General features: G+C 36.8%; 17 protein-coding genes, 1 rRNA gene, 1 pseudogene and 2 riboswitches. Of the genes and pseudogenes, 12 read left to right on the forward strand and 7 right to left on the reverse strand.

Annotated elements, in window-relative coordinates:
* Positions 1–626 precede the first annotated feature (626 nt).
* Together tnpA and rrf are read right to left on the reverse strand one after the other, a co-directional pair.
* Positions 627–1,001: pseudogene (tnpA, locus tag QH639_RS02050) on the reverse strand (IS200/IS605 family transposase); the annotation flags it as partial.
* 161 nt (positions 1,002–1,162) lie between these two features.
* A 5S ribosomal RNA gene (rrf, locus tag QH639_RS02055) occupies positions 1,163–1,275 on the reverse strand.
* Between the two features lie 80 nt (positions 1,276–1,355).
* Here rrf and QH639_RS02060 point away from each other — a divergent pair.
* From QH639_RS02060 to QH639_RS02095, 8 genes are all read left to right on the forward strand, one after another.
* Positions 1,356–2,288: an alpha/beta hydrolase gene (locus tag QH639_RS02060; RefSeq protein WP_000680602.1), complete on the forward strand. Its 933-nt coding sequence runs from the start codon at positions 1,356–1,358 to the stop codon at positions 2,286–2,288.
* A gap of 17 nt (positions 2,289–2,305) precedes the next feature.
* Positions 2,306–2,944: an SDR family oxidoreductase gene (locus QH639_RS02065; protein ID WP_000800177.1), complete on the forward strand. Its 639-nt coding sequence runs from the start codon at positions 2,306–2,308 to the stop codon at positions 2,942–2,944.
* Positions 2,945–3,496: 552 nt separating this feature from the next.
* A complete protein-coding gene (locus QH639_RS02070) occupies positions 3,497–3,763 on the forward strand; it encodes a hypothetical protein (RefSeq protein WP_281115600.1) in 267 nt (88 codons plus the stop codon).
* An 11-nt stretch (positions 3,764–3,774) separates the two neighbouring features.
* Complete coding sequence (locus QH639_RS02075; RefSeq protein ID WP_131520621.1) at positions 3,775–4,101, forward strand: hypothetical protein; 327 nt, start codon at positions 3,775–3,777, stop codon at positions 4,099–4,101.
* A gap of 203 nt (positions 4,102–4,304) precedes the next feature.
* Positions 4,305–4,559, forward strand: a complete 255-nt coding sequence (locus QH639_RS02080) for a polymorphic toxin type 50 domain-containing protein (protein WP_481817324.1) — start codon at positions 4,305–4,307, stop codon at positions 4,557–4,559.
* Positions 4,556–4,903: a hypothetical protein gene (locus tag QH639_RS02085; protein WP_227744907.1), complete on the forward strand. Its 348-nt coding sequence runs from the start codon at positions 4,556–4,558 to the stop codon at positions 4,901–4,903. The genes QH639_RS02080 and QH639_RS02085 overlap by 4 nt, the downstream gene beginning before the upstream one ends.
* A gap of 770 nt (positions 4,904–5,673) precedes the next feature.
* Positions 5,674–6,078, forward strand: a complete 405-nt coding sequence (locus QH639_RS02090; RefSeq protein ID WP_237898248.1) for a hypothetical protein — start codon at positions 5,674–5,676, stop codon at positions 6,076–6,078.
* A gap of 11 nt (positions 6,079–6,089) precedes the next feature.
* Positions 6,090–6,443: a hypothetical protein gene (locus QH639_RS02095; protein WP_281115601.1), complete on the forward strand. Its 354-nt coding sequence runs from the start codon at positions 6,090–6,092 to the stop codon at positions 6,441–6,443.
* A gap of 318 nt (positions 6,444–6,761) precedes the next feature.
* On the opposite strand, the gene QH639_RS02100 is transcribed toward QH639_RS02095, so the two are convergent.
* Entirely contained in the window at positions 6,762–6,962 is a 201-nt protein-coding gene (locus QH639_RS02100) for a helix-turn-helix domain-containing protein (RefSeq protein WP_131520623.1), read from the reverse strand.
* A 228-nt stretch (positions 6,963–7,190) separates the two neighbouring features.
* Here QH639_RS02100 and QH639_RS02105 point away from each other — a divergent pair, with 228 nt between their 5' ends.
* Complete coding sequence (locus tag QH639_RS02105; protein ID WP_281115602.1) at positions 7,191–7,424, forward strand: hypothetical protein; 234 nt, start codon at positions 7,191–7,193, stop codon at positions 7,422–7,424.
* Between the two features lie 298 nt (positions 7,425–7,722).
* Complete coding sequence (locus QH639_RS02110; RefSeq protein WP_281115603.1) at positions 7,723–9,303, forward strand: SopA family protein; 1,581 nt, start codon at positions 7,723–7,725, stop codon at positions 9,301–9,303.
* Between the two features lie 411 nt (positions 9,304–9,714).
* On the opposite strand, the gene QH639_RS02115 is transcribed toward QH639_RS02110, so the two are convergent.
* The 4 genes from QH639_RS02115 to ribE form a co-directional block, all read right to left on the reverse strand.
* Positions 9,715–11,154: a spore germination protein gene (locus tag QH639_RS02115; protein ID WP_281115604.1), complete on the reverse strand. Its 1,440-nt coding sequence runs from the start codon at positions 11,152–11,154 to the stop codon at positions 9,715–9,717.
* A 137-nt stretch (positions 11,155–11,291) separates the two neighbouring features.
* Positions 11,292–11,774 carry a 6,7-dimethyl-8-ribityllumazine synthase gene (gene ribH / locus QH639_RS02120; RefSeq protein WP_131519707.1) on the reverse strand — a complete coding sequence of 161 codons (483 nt, stop codon included), beginning with the start codon at positions 11,772–11,774 and terminating at the stop codon, positions 11,292–11,294.
* A 15-nt stretch (positions 11,775–11,789) separates the two neighbouring features.
* On the reverse strand, positions 11,790–12,419 hold the full coding sequence (gene ribB / locus QH639_RS02125; protein WP_131519706.1) for a 3,4-dihydroxy-2-butanone-4-phosphate synthase: 630 nt from the start codon (positions 12,417–12,419) through the stop codon (positions 11,790–11,792).
* A 24-nt stretch (positions 12,420–12,443) separates the two neighbouring features.
* Positions 12,444–13,082 (reverse strand): riboflavin synthase, encoded by a 639-nt coding sequence (gene ribE / locus QH639_RS02130; protein WP_281115605.1) that lies wholly within the window; start codon positions 13,080–13,082, stop codon positions 12,444–12,446.
* A 199-nt stretch (positions 13,083–13,281) separates the two neighbouring features.
* Positions 13,282–13,407, reverse strand: a riboswitch (FMN riboswitch).
* Positions 13,408–13,522: 115 nt separating this feature from the next.
* Positions 13,523–13,648, reverse strand: a riboswitch (FMN riboswitch).
* A 221-nt stretch (positions 13,649–13,869) separates the two neighbouring features.
* On the opposite strand from ribE, the gene QH639_RS02135 reads away from it, so the two are divergent.
* Together QH639_RS02135 and QH639_RS02140 are read left to right on the forward strand one after the other, a co-directional pair.
* Positions 13,870–14,994: a YibE/F family protein gene (locus QH639_RS02135; RefSeq protein ID WP_281115606.1), complete on the forward strand. Its 1,125-nt coding sequence runs from the start codon at positions 13,870–13,872 to the stop codon at positions 14,992–14,994.
* Positions 14,991–15,767, forward strand: coding sequence for a YibE/F family protein (locus QH639_RS02140; protein WP_237900108.1), 777 nt, complete (start codon positions 14,991–14,993; stop codon positions 15,765–15,767). The genes QH639_RS02135 and QH639_RS02140 overlap by 4 nt, the downstream gene beginning before the upstream one ends.
* Positions 15,768–15,875 lie beyond the last annotated feature (108 nt).

Raw genomic sequence — 15,875 nt, forward strand, 5'->3', positions numbered from 1 at the left:
GACGAATAGAACTAAATTTTCTACTTTATTGACGATACTTATGTACATAGCAGCAAACTTTAGCGAAGTGTCTAGCTAAAATTCGATTACAGTTTCATATAAAGATATGCGGCGAGATATGGTTATTCTAAGAAATGTACAGAGTTACTTAAATGGTAATGTATGTTTCAACAACAATAATTTTAGTTACGAAAATTTTTAGTGTAGAACATATTTTTAACAACAAAAATAAAGGGTCTAAGCCCTCACAATTTTGAATTTAAATTAAAGCCCTTATCTAAATTAACTATGTCTTATAAGAACGTACTGGTAGTGATTGATTTTTTTACAAAATTACGAAAGGTTTAACAATCCTCAAATGCTGTTGTCTTCATAACTTCTAATTTTACTGCCTCACTGAAGTATTAGATATTTTTAACTTATTTTGTTAATAGCTTTCTACTCCCTCCTATATACTGCTAAGATGACAATGAATAATCAGAACCACCAGTACAACTGGTGGTTTGCTCTACCGTAAAATGCTAGGATACTGGTCCATGTCTAAAGACACATTGAAAGATCCGTCAACCGCTCTCCGTTTTTCCGCTACCACTGATCCTCAAAATATCCTCTTGCTATTGATTTTATATATATTTCTGTTTGATTTTTCTGTTTTGTCCTACTGTATCTATATAATATTCACGATCCCAAAACTCCCTATTTCCATATTTGTATTTCAGGTTCGCATGCCGATTCAATATCATTAAACTACTCTTCCCTTTCAAATAACCCACAAACGATGACACACCTATTTTTGATGGCATACTCACCAACATATGAATATCATCAGGACAAGCTGTAGCTTCAATGATTTCTGCCCCTTTTCTTCACATAATTAGCACAGAATTCTACCTATGTCTGCTTTGATTTGTCCATAAATAATCTACCTTCTATATTTTGGCGCAAAGACGATGTGATACTTACAATTCCATGTCGTGTGGGCCTAAACTTTTATTATCCATTTGGAGCCCCTTTTGTACAAAAGTCAGTTGACCAGACCTGATTTCATTGTACGGCTGGTTTTTTTCTTGTTCATAGCTAGAAGCTCTTGGAAACCCTTTATATAGCAGGGGCGTTCAAACGATAAAAAAAAACAGCCAGCACACAGCTGACTGTTTTGTTTGCCTAGCGACGTCCTACTCTCACAGGGGGAAGCCCCCAACTACCATCGGCGCTAAAGAGCTTAACTTCCGTGTTCGGTATGGGAACGGGTGTGACCTCTTTGCCATCGCAAACCATATGGATCTTTATGACGGCAAAGCCTATGTGGCTGAAGCAATTTCAGTATTAGCTCCGTTCTTTGAGGAAACTCTGTAATGAAACATATTCAAATCCGCAATAGTGATATGGCCTGGCATATTGCTGCCAATATTCAGTTTCCACCAAATTTTGATGAGTCAAAACAGTATCCGGCGATTATCAGCGTCCATCCTTTTGGCAGTTGTAAGGAGCAGACGTCTGGCAATATCTATGGCAAAGCATTGGCTGAAAAAGGCTATCTCGTTCTCGCTTATGACGCCAGTTTCCAGGGAGAATCTGGTGGGGAGCCTCGCTGGATAGAAGATCCGACACAGCGCGTAGAGGATATTAGCCGTGTTATCGATTATGCAGTAACTCTGCCATATGTTAATGCTGAACGTATTGGCGTGCTGGGAGTGTGTGGGGGTGGTGGCTATGCCATTAATGCCGCGCTGACAGAAAAACGAATTAAAGCAGTAGTGAGTATTACGGGTGTTAATATCGGGCGTCTTTTTCGGGAAGGTTTCAGCAATTACGATCCGATTGGCGCATTGAATGCAATGGCGTCGCAACGAACCAAAGAGGCTCGTGGTGGAGAATTACAGATCAACGAATTACTTCCCGCCAGCCTGGATGCAGCAAAAGCCCATGGACTGACCGAACGCGATGTTTATGAAGCAACTGACTACTATAAAACACCACGCGGGCAACAACCGGGAGGTGCGACAAAAATGTTGTTCTCACATGCACAGAAAACGCTGGCCTGGGATGCCTTCGCATTTACTGAAGTGTTACTGACTCAGCCGGTGATGGTAGTAGTTGGTGAAAAAGTCGGTGCCTTCGGTGCTTATCGTGATGGACTGGAAGTCTATGGCCGGGCGATGGTTTCGCAGGATCGTCAGTTAGTTTCATTACCCGATTTCTCACATTATGAACTGTATGACAAACCGGAAGCAGTTCAGGAGGCGCTGGAAAAAGTTATTCCTTTTTTCAACACCCATCTGGGATAAGTTTCATGAGAAATATTATGAAAAATGTACTGATTCTTGGTGCTGGCGGTCAGATAGCCCGCCATGTGATTAATCAACTGGCAGATAAACAAACCATTAAACAAACTTTATTTGCCCGTCAGCCAGCAAAAATCCACAAACCCTATCCAACTAATAGCAAGATTATTATGGGAGATGTACTGAATCATGCAGCACTGAAGCAGGCCATGCAGGGACAGGACGTTGTGTATGCCAACCTTACGGGGGAAGATTTAGATATTCAGGCAAATTCAGTGATCGCTGCGATGAAAGCCTGTGATGTTAAACGTCTGATCTTTGTTCTTTCCCTCGGTATTTATGATGAAGTTCCAGGAAAATTTGGCGAATGGAATAATGCAGTTATTGGTGAGCCCCTAAAACCATTCCGCAGGGCTGCGGATGCAATTGAGGCTTCTGGACTGGAATATACAATTCTTCGCCCTGCCTGGCTGACTGATGAAGATATTATTGATTATGAGCTTACCTCACGCAATGAACCATTCAAAGGTACGATCGTATCACGTAAGAGTGTCGCAGCATTAATCACAGATATCATCGATAAACCTGAGAAACACATTGGTGAGAATATAGGCATCAATCAACCTGGTACTGATGGTGATAAGCCATTCTTCATGTAAATCAATTACATAACCACCATCGTACTGTACTATGTGCAGTACGATTTATTAAACTTATTAAGGTGAACTGATCAATCCGATGCGATTAACATGTGTAGAACCAGTAAGAATAAAATACGCCATGTATATAACATTACGACAATTCTAATATCTGCACATCAATGAAAATGCAAACAACTTCCGGCAAAAAAGTGATACAAGATCGATGACATAGCGTTGAAGAAAAGGATTTGATAATCCGCAAAATTTGCACAACACTGCCTGTAATACTTCCTGAACCAGAGACGATCATGACCGTAACCCGCCCACGCGCCGAACGCGGCGCATTTCCGAGCAGGTGTAAACGTCAGACGCATAGAGGATACAGGAACGGTTGGAAGAAACACAACAACTCCAAGTCCGAAGCCCTCTAATTCCCAACCACCACAAAATGGCTCGAATAAAAAGCCTGATGAGAATAAGGGTACGGGTAAAAATGAAACCGGATGGGATATTCCTCGTGGTGGCGGTGAGATAGGGGGAAGAAGATATTCAGAACATGCACTAGAAAGAATGGCACCTAATCTGATCCAAGTTAACGTTGAGTTAGAAAAAAGAGCCATTGAAAAGGGATTAAAGCCAGGTACTAAAGAATTTGAAAAATTTGTTGACCCAAGGGGTGTTCCACCTATGGTTGTAGAGGATACAATTAGAAATGTAATACCTACTCCTGGAAATAGACCAAATACACTAAAATATGATGGTGAAGCCGCTACTGTAATTACTAACACAAATGGTGATGTTATTACGGTAATTCCGAAGGGAAGCAAGAAGAAGTGAGGGTGATTTTCATGGCAATAAAATATGATGAATACTTACTGCTTGAAATATTCAATAGTGAGCCAATAATAATTGATAAAGAAGCTGAAATTTACAAATATAAGATGCAAGGTCCTCTAGGATTAGAAATAGCATTTTCTTTTTCAGTTTATGACCAATATGTAACAATAAGATTGGACAATAAACAACTTCAAAATCCATTATATGACGTTGAAATACAAAATGTAGAGGAAATTAGGGTAGAGAATGCTAAACTATTAATAATTAAGCAACAAAGTAAAGAGCCAGTAATCGAAGTTACAATAACACCTAACTTTAAGATAGATTTATGTATCTAAACTAATAATAGTCACGAAAATATTTTATTATCGACCTGTATCAGCGGATTTTACAATACAACCAAGAAACCACAATGTGAGCTAGTCGCTCATGTTGTGGTTTCTTCTTCATCCCAACTATATCATTAATTTTCACTGAAAGAGCACAGGTGGTCACAATGAAGGACTAATTAAATCAACAAAATATTAATAAAGGTAGTGGCATTCTAAAAGTAGATGCAGGAAAGCAAGGTAAGCATGTGCCAGGGCATGGTAATAACGTTTCAACCAAGTCACAATGCCTGAAGGTCAAAAATGGTGTACAGTTAACTCAAGAAGCATGGATGAATTTTACTCCGGTACGAGCAGATGGAAGTGTAAAAACTTATGATTTTGGCAAGCCTGTTGGACCAAATGGAGAAACTAGGGTGAAAGTTCATATTGATAAAAAAGGTAATATTCATGGAGATAAAATATGAGAGAAGTTTTACTAAATACAATTGACAGATTGTATGGAAAAGGTGATTTTCAATATATACTTGCTAAGTATATTGATAAGGAATATTGGGTTAGTAAGTTCAATGATGAGGTAGAACAGATATTCATTGATAATCTTACCGACTTCAGTTATTCAACGTGCTTTTCTTATTTTATTCAATCATCACTAAGTCCGGACTTTAGAATAGGTAGTGATGAGTTTAACGATTATCTTAAGGAAAAGCATGAGGTAACAGGGGTTATGGTGTTAATTTCATTAATTGCTCCGTATTCAGTGGTTAAATATGTTAGGTACAACTACAATGATGGGGCTGTACAAAAATGAAGCATATTCTCCACTTAATAAAGAAACAGAGCGAATTAATATAAGGATTTTAGAAATATTAAATAATAATGGAATTCAAACGCTAGACGAAGCTATTCTGAATGTTGTAGTGCCGAATATTTCTTTAGAGTTAAAAGAGGAAGACGTTACAATATTTAATTGTCTTTTTGAGGATAGATATTGAGTTGTTAAACCTTGACTGGCTATATGCCTCTCAAGGTTTTTCCTTAACTCAATGAAATTTATGGTTAAAAAGTAATCTGATATTTGATTCGAAAGCTAATAAAGGCTGGGCCATCAAGGAGCACTATGTAAACAGTGGTCTAAGAATAAAAGTGTGAGAATTAGGCGAGATGACATTTTACATGCAAGAGGTAGTTTTGTATGGAAAAGTGACTAAATAAACGATAATGACAAAGCTCGTGGCGATAAACAAGGATATAAATAGTTTTTTTGTGTACAGTTAAAGATATCCTTGAATTTGAATAAATAACTCATGAAGGCAAGCCGTCAAGAAATGTTTTTTTATACTAATGTAATAAGAGCGAAAATGGGTGAGATGACATATTACTTACAAGGACCACTTTATGGATGGCATAAGCAACAAACACACGAGATTAAACAAGCTAAAGGGTTTAAAAGGTACACTTGCCATGTAGTAAAAAAGATGTCATACTGTCAATACTAAAATAACTTATAAAACTTGCAAATATTAATAAATTAGAAAATTTATAAACTTAAAGCACTTGATTGTCTATAACAGGCGACAAGTGCTTTTCTACATATACAGTTGGAAGAAACACAACAACTCTAAGTCCGAAACTACTAATACCCAATCATCACAAAATGGCTCGAATAAAAAGCCTGCCGAGGATAAGGGTACGGGTAATGGTGTAGGTAATTTTGTAGGAAAAATTAATGCCGATAATATTCCTAACATGACTAAAAATGATATATTAGATGGGTTACCAAGTAACTGGAAATACACTGAGAATAACGGTTTTGTTCATATTAGAGATGCTAATGGAAATGTCCGGATGAAAATTGACCCTCCTGACAAAGTTACAAAGTATGACCATGTTCATATTTTTGATGAAAGTGGTAATCCGCTTGATGTAAACCTAAACGTTGTGGATAGAAAAAGCCCGGATGCTCATATTCCATATAAAAAGTGAGGTGGAGTAACTTGAATGCTCAGAAAATACTAAATGAAATTGAAGAACTGCATTATTGGGATGCTAGAGTACTGCAAATGGAGTCCAGTTTTTTTGGAGATGAACTTAGAATTGTATTTGAAGACACAGATTTTAATGTAATCTTACTTTTTACTGGATGTTCGAAATTCTCATTTGTAACAAGTGTTGATGATAGATTGAAACCCTTAAAAGAGTTATCGAAAACTCAAATTCCTTATTTTATTCAAGATGTTGAGATTACAGATGTACAGATTGATGGAGAAGATATATTAAAATGTAATATTTTTATGCCGCCTTTAAATGTAGAAGTTGTTTGTAATACTATACTAATTGAAAAAGAATAATAAAAGAACCTTGATTTGGTTCATGAGCCTATCAAGGTTTCTTTTTTGTTGGTGGGGATACCCAGTGTCGAATAGTTCAATTGTTATGCAGAGAATATGAGTAACTCCTGTAAGCCTCATATTAAGTTTTTACGAATTATATAGTACGTACAATACCTTTAAAAAGTATGTCCTATTTACTCTTTATTTTGTTAAGCAAATAACCATAATATCATCAGTTACCACCATTTCTATTCTCCAAAGCCATACCTTCGCTTCTCCCTGCCTTTAAATTTTTCGCAACTTTTACGTACATATAACGATTACTAGAGCGAGAGGCTACTCCACCTCGATTAACTCCTGAATGTCGATGTCTAACACTTTGCATACTGTTTCTAATGTTGATAGATAAACCCTGTCCACATTGTCTGAACAAAGATGGCTGATTGTATTTGGTCGTAGTCCTGTCATTCGTGCTAACTCACGTTGTGAAAGGTCACGTTGTTTCAAGATTTCCTTTAGTTTGATTGATATTGGCATGATATTTCCCTTCCTATTATTCATATTACCTTTTACGATACACAATAAATTTGTATCGGTAAAGGGGTTGAGTATATCGCTAAAGCCGCATACAATGAACTTATACTAAAAATAGCGTCTAAGCGTTACGTTAATCTCAATTTATGTAACGGAAAGAAGAAAAAGAAGAAGTGGGGTAAATTCTTTACCAAGGCACGGAAGCTAAAAAATAGTTTATCCAAGAGTAAATTGGTTAAACGGGCGAAAAAGGCAATTAAAAAAGCTGTTCTGACCACGAAAAAGGTTGTGAAAAAAACAAAGGCGGCTGTTTCGAAAGCCAAGCAACAGGTAAAGACCGCTGTCAAACAGACGAAGCAGGTAGTGAAGAAACAAGTACTACCAGTCGTGAAAAAGGCTGCGCAAGCAACGACCAAAGCAGTGAAAAATGCTGTAAAACCTAAAAATCTGTTAAATACGCTTTGATGAAGCTGAACGCCTGGGATCGACATCTGCCCGTTCCACCTTTATCAGCAGTGTAAAAGGCAAGGGGTAATTACGCCCCACAGTGCTGATTTTGCAACAACTGGTGCGTCTCCTGGCGCACCTTTTTTTATGCTTCATTCCAGGGATATGAGCGATTTTTTATAGTACTTCATTTCTTCTTCACTAAGAATGTGCATTATCTCAATGCCTTATCAGAGATTCTTTTCCTTTCGCCGGTAGTGTCTGGACGCTCAGGCTACTTTTTCCAGTTATTTCATTTCTGTAATGCAGAGGTTTTATGTTAGGTCATATCTCAAAGTTTGACGGCAATAACTCTTTGATAAAACATGGTGTGGTGCAAGGAAATAATATAGTCGATCTTGATTTACTACGTAATTTTAATGGGGTGCCAGGGTTAAATCGAGAAAACTTTATTTATATCAGCAATATTTTTTTAAATATAAAACAACGGAACGAAAAAAATCATGCAATAAATATGTTTCGTGAAGTCTCAATTAGTAATGATACTATAAGTGTAAAATTCTATAGAAATGAAGAAATAGAATGTGCTTGTGATTTTCTGATGGATAAAGACGCGCAGGGGTATATCGACCTGTCTGATTTGGATTTAACAAGTTGTCATTTTAAAGGTGACGTTATATCGAAGGTGTCTTTTTTATCATCTAATCTACAACATGTAACATTCGAATGTAAAGAAATTGGGGATTGCAATTTTACTACTGCAACAGTTGATAATGTCATATTTAAATGTCGACGTTTACACAATGTGATTTTTATCAAAGCGAGTGGTGAATGTGTCGATTTTAGCAAAAATATTCTTGATACAGTTGACTTCTCGCGGAGCCAGCTTACTCATAGTAATTTTCGCGAATGTCAGATTAGAAATTCAAACTTCGATAATTGTTATCTTTATGCTTCGCACTTCACCAGAGCAGAATTTCTTTCTGACAAAGAAATATCATTTATTAAATCGAATTTGACAGCTGTTATGTTTGATCATGTGCGAATATCGACAGGGAATTTTAAAGACAGCGTTACACAACTAATGGTATTATCTATTGATTACTCAGATATATTTGGAAATGAAGATCTCGATGATTATATCAATAACATTATAAAAATGATTGATACATTGCCAGATGAACCAGCGATATTGAAATCCGTTCTGGCAGTAAAACTGGTAATGCAATTAAAAATTCTTAATATTGTTAATAAAAACTTTATTGAGAATATGAAGAAAATATTTAGCCATTGTCCTTATATAAAAGATCCCATTATACGTAGTTATATCCATTCTGATGAAGATAACAAGTTCGATAATTTTATGCGTCAAAATCGATTCAGTAAGGTGAATTTCGATACCCAACAAATGATCGATTTTATTAACAGATTTAATATGAATAAATGGCTGATTGATAAAAATAACAATTTTTTTATCCAACTTATCGATCAGGCCTTACGATCAACGGATGATATGATCAAAGCAAATGCCTGGCATCTTTATAAAGAGTGGATTCGTAGTGATGATGTTTCACCTATATTTATAGAAACTGAAGATAATTTAAGAACCTTTAACACGAATGAATTAACACGAAACGATAATATCTTTATCCTGTTCTCCTCTGTCGATGATGGGCCAGTTATGGTGGTAAGCTCCCAGCGCTTACATGATATGTTGAATCCTACAAAAGATACCAATTGGAATTCCACGTGTATCTATAAATCCAGACATAAGATGTTGCCTATTAATCTTACTCAGGAAACACTTTTTAGCTCCAAATCTCATGGTATATATGCGCTTTTCCCAATTTTTACTGCGAGTTGGCGAGCTACTCGTATAAAGAATATAGGTATTTAAGTAAAGGAAAACATCACCGTTCCTGGCATCATGGGCGGTCATCCCCCTACGGTTGTCCTCGCCAGCACGGGCATCGGCAAAGCGTAAGGTTCAACAGCGGTTTACCACTTCATGCGATTGTTGCGTTTTTGTTGCGCATTAGATCACTTATATTTTTTGTTTGTAAAGCAAACATTGCTTGTATATCCTACATAAATTAAAACACAAAATCAATTTTTATTTTATTCATACCCAAAATTACACACTGTAACAAATAGTTTAATAATCCTTGACAAGAAAGTAAACTAAAAAGATAAGTAATAACTTTTTATGTCTCATTTCCTATTTAAATGGAAAATTAAAAAAACCACTAAAGCAAAGGTATCAAAAAAAGATCAGGTATCAACAATACCTGATCTCATCACAATATGCTTATTTTTTACTTGAAGTCCGTGTTTGATCTTGCGGCTTTAGAAAGGTAGGTCGTTTACTATAGCCCTTTGGAGATAGTCGCAATAGGGACTTACGTATATTGCCCTTTTCAAAATCGGCACTAAAGTTTACGTACGGCACTCCCAAGACTCTCATATTCGCAGTGTATAAAAGGATGAAAAACACGGATATAAAAAAACCAAATAAACCAAAAAATGCCGAAGCCATAATAATGATTAATCGAAAAATACTCATAGCCGTCACAAAGGATTGATTGACCAATGTAAATGCAGCGATACTAGAAATGGCAATCACAACAATCATTGAGGGGCTTGTAACACCTGCTTTAATCGCTGCATCCCCAATAATTAGTCCTCCTACCACACTAACGGAGCCACTGACGGCACTCGGAAGACGTAAGTTGGCTTCACGAAACAATTCAAACATAAATAGCATCATTAAAATTTCTAGAATGGTTGGGAAAGGCAATCCCGTTCTCGATTCGACAACCGTTGCCAGTAGTAAAAATGGAAGCTGTTCTTGATGATATGTCGTCAATGCAAGCCAAAAACCTGGCAGTAGCATACTTATTAATATCCCGACAATTCTGAGTAATCGTTCCATCGAGCTAACAATGAGTGGGTACTCATTATCCTCTGCTGATTTAAAGAGCAACATAATATTCGCAGGTGTAATTATGGCATAGGACACACCATCAATCATTAAGAGTATTCTTCCTCTAATTAAGGCCTGCATAGCAAAATCAGGTCTTCCTGTATAATCATGTCTTGGAAGAATTGTCGCTGTCTTTTCAATTTTTTCCATTAATAAGTCGCCATTGATAACAATATCCGTATCAATTTTTTGTAATTGAAGTCGAATTTGTTCCAGCATATTTAAATTCACAATGTCTTCCATATATAGTATGGCTACGGTTGTTTTAGAACGCTTACCAATTTCTAATGTCTCTATACTAAAAGAATTAGTCGGTAATCGCTTTCTTAATAAAGCAATATTAATAAAAACATCTTCAATAAAGTCATCTCTAGGTCCCTTTACTACTAGTTCTAATGTTGTTTCCCCAGGCTCTCGATTGGGTCTTTTTGAAATATCACTAGAATAAAGTAATTGATTTTCTTCAAAATACAGTAAAACATGGCCTTTATAGACCCTAGTTACCGCATCCTCTTTCGATAAAATCTTTTGTAAATAGGGAATGTGTAAATGCTGTTCAATTTCTTCTTCTAGCATGTCCTCAGTGACATTGCTTAACAAAGATTGAACACGTTGAACAACCACAGTTTGAAGTATTTGCTCATTGACCATTGCATCACAAGTTATCAAATGTACTGTATATTGCTGAAAATTATATTGTTGGAAAATCACATCAGCAGAGCGTTGAAATAGTGATTTCAACATTTTCAAATTAATTTGTTCCATTGATGAAATACTTCTCATCTCCTACTGAGCCAGCTCAAGATTAGTACATTTATGAAACAATCACCTTCAATAAATACACTTAAGCATATTTTTCCCATGGTTGTTCAAAATATTCAAAGAAACAAATGTTGTGACGACTATTCAAATTGTCCTGATCCAATCATTTTCTTTAGATTTGCCATCTCAATTGCAGACATTGCAGCATCATAGCCTTTATTACCAGATTTCGTTCCTGCACGTTCAATTGCCTGTTCAATATTTTCGGTAGTAACAATTCCAAAAATAACAGGTACATTCGTTGACAATGACACATTGGCAATGCCTTTTGCCGATTCATTACAAACATAGTCATAGTGTGTTGTAGAGCCACGAATAACAGTACCTAAACCAATAATAGCATCATATTTCTTGGTTTCTGCCAGTTGTTTCGCTATAAAAGGAACTTCAAAAGCTCCTGGCACCCATGCAACATCAATAGATGCAGAATTAACCCCATGACGAGTTAAACCATCCATTGCCCCATCCAATAATTTGCTAGTAATAAACTCATTAAAACGACCCACTACTACTGCAATTTTCAAATCCGTTCCAATTAATTGTGCTTCAAATGTTTGACCCATTGTTCCTTCTCCTTTTTACATAGAAATTTTAGTTTTATTAGTGGATAATTGTTGACGATAAGCAACCAATGCTTCTATCGAGATCATTTTTAAGCCATGATGTGCAGCGTAATTTGTTAGTTCTTCAAACCGAAGCATGTGCCCATCATCACCCATAATTTCGCAAATAACACCTGCAGGTACGCTATGACAAAGCTTCGCTAGATCAATAGTGGCCTCCGTGTGTCCTCTCCGTTCCAGCACGCCTTGCTCTTTCGCAATCAACGGAAAAATATGGCCTGGTCGACGAAAATCAGTCGGCTTAGCTTGCTTTTCTACCATCCTTTGTATCGTTAGCGCACGCTCAAAGGCGCTAATCCCTGTCGTTGTTTCTACATGATCGATACTTACCGTAAATGCGGTTTGATGGTTATCTGTATTGTGCTGAACCATTGGATATAAATCTAGCTTTTGTGCAAGCTGCTGTGAAATCGGCGTACAAATTAAACCTCTACCATTGGTTGCCATAAAGTTGATTGTTGCTGGTGTGATGAATTCAGCGAGTGCCAGAAGATCTCCTTCATTTTCTCGATCCTCATCATCAACCACCACAATCATATTGCCCTGCCTTAAATCCTCTATGGCTTCTTCAATTGAATGTAGCACGATGATCAACTCCTATTCTGTGATTTAAAAACCATGTTGTGCTAAATAATCTCTTGTAATAGCTGGCGTTGTTTGCCCCTTTTTTAATTGCCCTATAATGTATTTTCCAACTAAATCGGTTTCGATATTAACGATTGCTCCAACCCTCTTCATACCTAAAACGGTTTCTTTGTAAGTATGAGGAATAAGTGAAATTGTGACACTCTTGGCTTCAACATGAAAAAGGGTTAAGCTTGTGCCATCAATTGTTATGGAACCCTTTGGAATACAGAAGTTGGTTAGTTCCTCTGATATTTCGATATCAATATAAACGGCGTTTGCTACTGGACGTTTTCGCAAAATTTTGCCGACTCCATCAACATGACCAGCAACAAAATGGCCACCAAATCGCCCATTAGCAGGCATGGCACGCTCCAAATTAACAGAATCACCTATTGCCAGCTGCTGTAGATTTGTTGCTTTGACTGTTTCAGGCATAACATCCATCGTAAGCTGCTGTTGTGTGAAATTTGTCACCGTTAAACAAACTCCATTGACCGCTATACTGTCACCAAGCTTGACATCCTCTGTTATCTTGGCTGATTGCACCGTAATTTTCATACTGTCCCGATCGCTTTGCACGGCTTTTATGATACCAATATCCTCTACAAGTCCTGTAAACATTCCATCACCTACTCTACTTTATTAGCACTTCTATCCTTTACTTTTACAGTTTATCCATCTGTTTTTGTGCCTTATCCTTCTCCCTTCTCTCGTTAGCAATAAAAAATAAAAACCCCTTTACATCAAAGGGGTTTTGGGAGTATAAGACATCAACAAATAAGCCTATTTGAAAACAAATTTTTCATAGACTGTCATCTCATTCGTTCTTCTCCCATCCAGACTATCACTGTCGGTTTTGGATTTGCACCAAATCAGCTTGCGCTCACGGACTTTGAATTGCTTCATCACCGCCGATTGGGAATTTCACCCTACCCCGAAGAACATCTTCTATTCAATTGTGCTAAATAAAAAAACTTCCCACAAGATGATTGGGAAGATTTGTAGTAAATGCATAGTCAAATAAACCTTCTAAATTAGAATCAATTTAAAAAGTTCGCATTTTTACCCTTCTCCCATCCAGACTGTAACTGTCGGTTTTGGATTTGCACCAAATCAGCTTGCGCTCACGGACTTTGAATTGCTTCATCACCGCCGATCGGGAATTTCACCCTACCCCGAAGAATATTTTTATTTAGCTAGTCTTACGATAACACTATTTTATTATATTATCCATCCTTCTTTTTAAATTTTTTTCGAAGCATAAATTTTAAACAGCTCTGACGAGACTTGAAAAATGTAAAAGATGTTAATAAAATGATGTCATTTAACCTGTTTATGGAACTTCTTAATCAACAAAACGTTCCTTTACAAGTGACTATTCAGTCTAGGCCGTTTGGAGGTCATTAATTTGACATTTTTAAAAAATATACCTTTTAAACAAGCTGTTTTCTATGCCCTATTAGCACTCTGTTGTGGGGTTTCGATTGTTTTCGTAAGTCATAACGAACAATTTTATGATCGACCGATAGCAGAAATAACGCAAGTGGATGTAATAGAATCCGAACCGATGACAGATATGTATGAAAATGAGGATTTTTTGTTTACACAGGAGATGATGGCCATTATCAAAAATGGTCAGCATAAGGGGCAATCCATTCATTTGACGAATGACTATTCTTCGTCTGGTGCTTTTGATCAAGAATATCATGTAGGCAATGAAATCTTTGTCACGGTAGATGATCGCACAACACAATCAGTTTTAACAGGAACCATTCTCGATTTAAAACGAGATCAAACCATGGTAATGATTGCATGGATTTTTATTTTTGCCCTACTTATTGTAGGTAAAAGACAAGGCTTATTTTCTATCATTAGTTTGAGTGTCAATGCTGTGATTCTATCATTCGCATTAGATCTTTATGTGAAGCATGGGGGCGTAAGCCTGTTATTAGTCAGCGGCATTTGCGCCCTGCTATTTACGATTATTTCGCTACTACTTATTAGTGGATTGCATACAAAAACATATGTAGCCATCGTGTCCACACTTTTAGGCACTGTTATAGCGCTTATCATAAGCTCTATTGTAATGTGGTTGACAGGTGAAAATGGTCTTCGTTATGAAGAAATGCAATTTTTAACACGTCCCTATCGTACCGTCTTTATGGCAGGTTTATTTATTGGCTCACTCGGGGCAGTAATGGATGTTTCTATTACAATGGCTTCCTCAATTTTTACTTTGTACGAGCAAGATCCTACAATCTCTGTCAAGGCTCTGAAATCTTCGGGACATGAAATCGGTAAAGATATTATGGGTACCATTACAAGTATCTTATTCTTTGCCTACCTTTGCGGCTCCATACCTATGATTATTCTCTATTTAAAAAATTCTTCCACATTAGGGCTTACATTGTCCTTAAATCTTTCTTTAGAATTAGCCCGTGCCTTAGCAGGGGGTATTGGTGTTGTCCTTACGATTCCTATCAGTCAGTATACCGCTATATTTTTTATTAATCGAAAGAGGGTTCGAGGATGAATGTTGTCGTCTTATTAGCAGTTATATTATGCGTGTTAATGGTACTTGTCGGCGGTAGACAGGGGATACGCTCATTTCTTTCTTTATTCCTAAACTTTGGTGTGCTCTTTGTCACCATTTTTTTAATGACAAACCCTAAAAATAGCCCTATCATCTTGACGTTTATTGCCTGTACGGTCATTAGCTGTATTAGTCTTTTCTATATCAATAAAACAAACAGTAAAACCATTACAGCCTTTATCTCGACGATGATAACGATAGTTGTGTTACTACTCTTTATTACCTTTGTAACGGAAAAGTCGATGATCCAAGGGTTTGGCGAAGAATCAACTGAAGAAATCAGCATCTTTTCTCTCTACGTCGGTGTTAATTTTGTGCAGATAGGTGCATCAGTCATCATTATGAGTACGATAGGTGCCATTATGGATGTAGCCATTTCCATCGCTACCTCTATGCATGAGATTTTTTATCGCAATCCTTCGATGAGTAGAAAAAAACTATTTGCAGCTGGCTTAAGTATAGGAAGAGATATATTAGGAACCGATACTAATACGTTATTTTTTGCTTTCTTTGGTGGCTATTTAAGCTTATTAATCTGGTTCAAGGATCTCTCCTATTCGATTGGGGAAATTGTTAACTCCAAGGTTTTTAGTGCCGAAATGACAACCATTTTTTGTGCAGGAATCGGCATTGCATTGATTATTCCGATTGCCGCCTGCATCAATGCCTTTTATTTAATTCGAACACGCGAAAAAACAGAAAAACTTTTATAATAATTACCAGTACCTATCATAAAACACAATAAAGCCGAGGTGTCTCAATGGACTTTTAAGACACCTCCTTTTGTTGTACCATTTTCATTGCAATCGCCGTATTTTCTG

It is taken from the genome of Lysinibacillus sp. 1 U-2021, assembly GCF_029916965.1.
GTDB lineage: Bacteria > Bacillota > Bacilli > Bacillales_A > Planococcaceae > Lysinibacillus > Lysinibacillus capsici.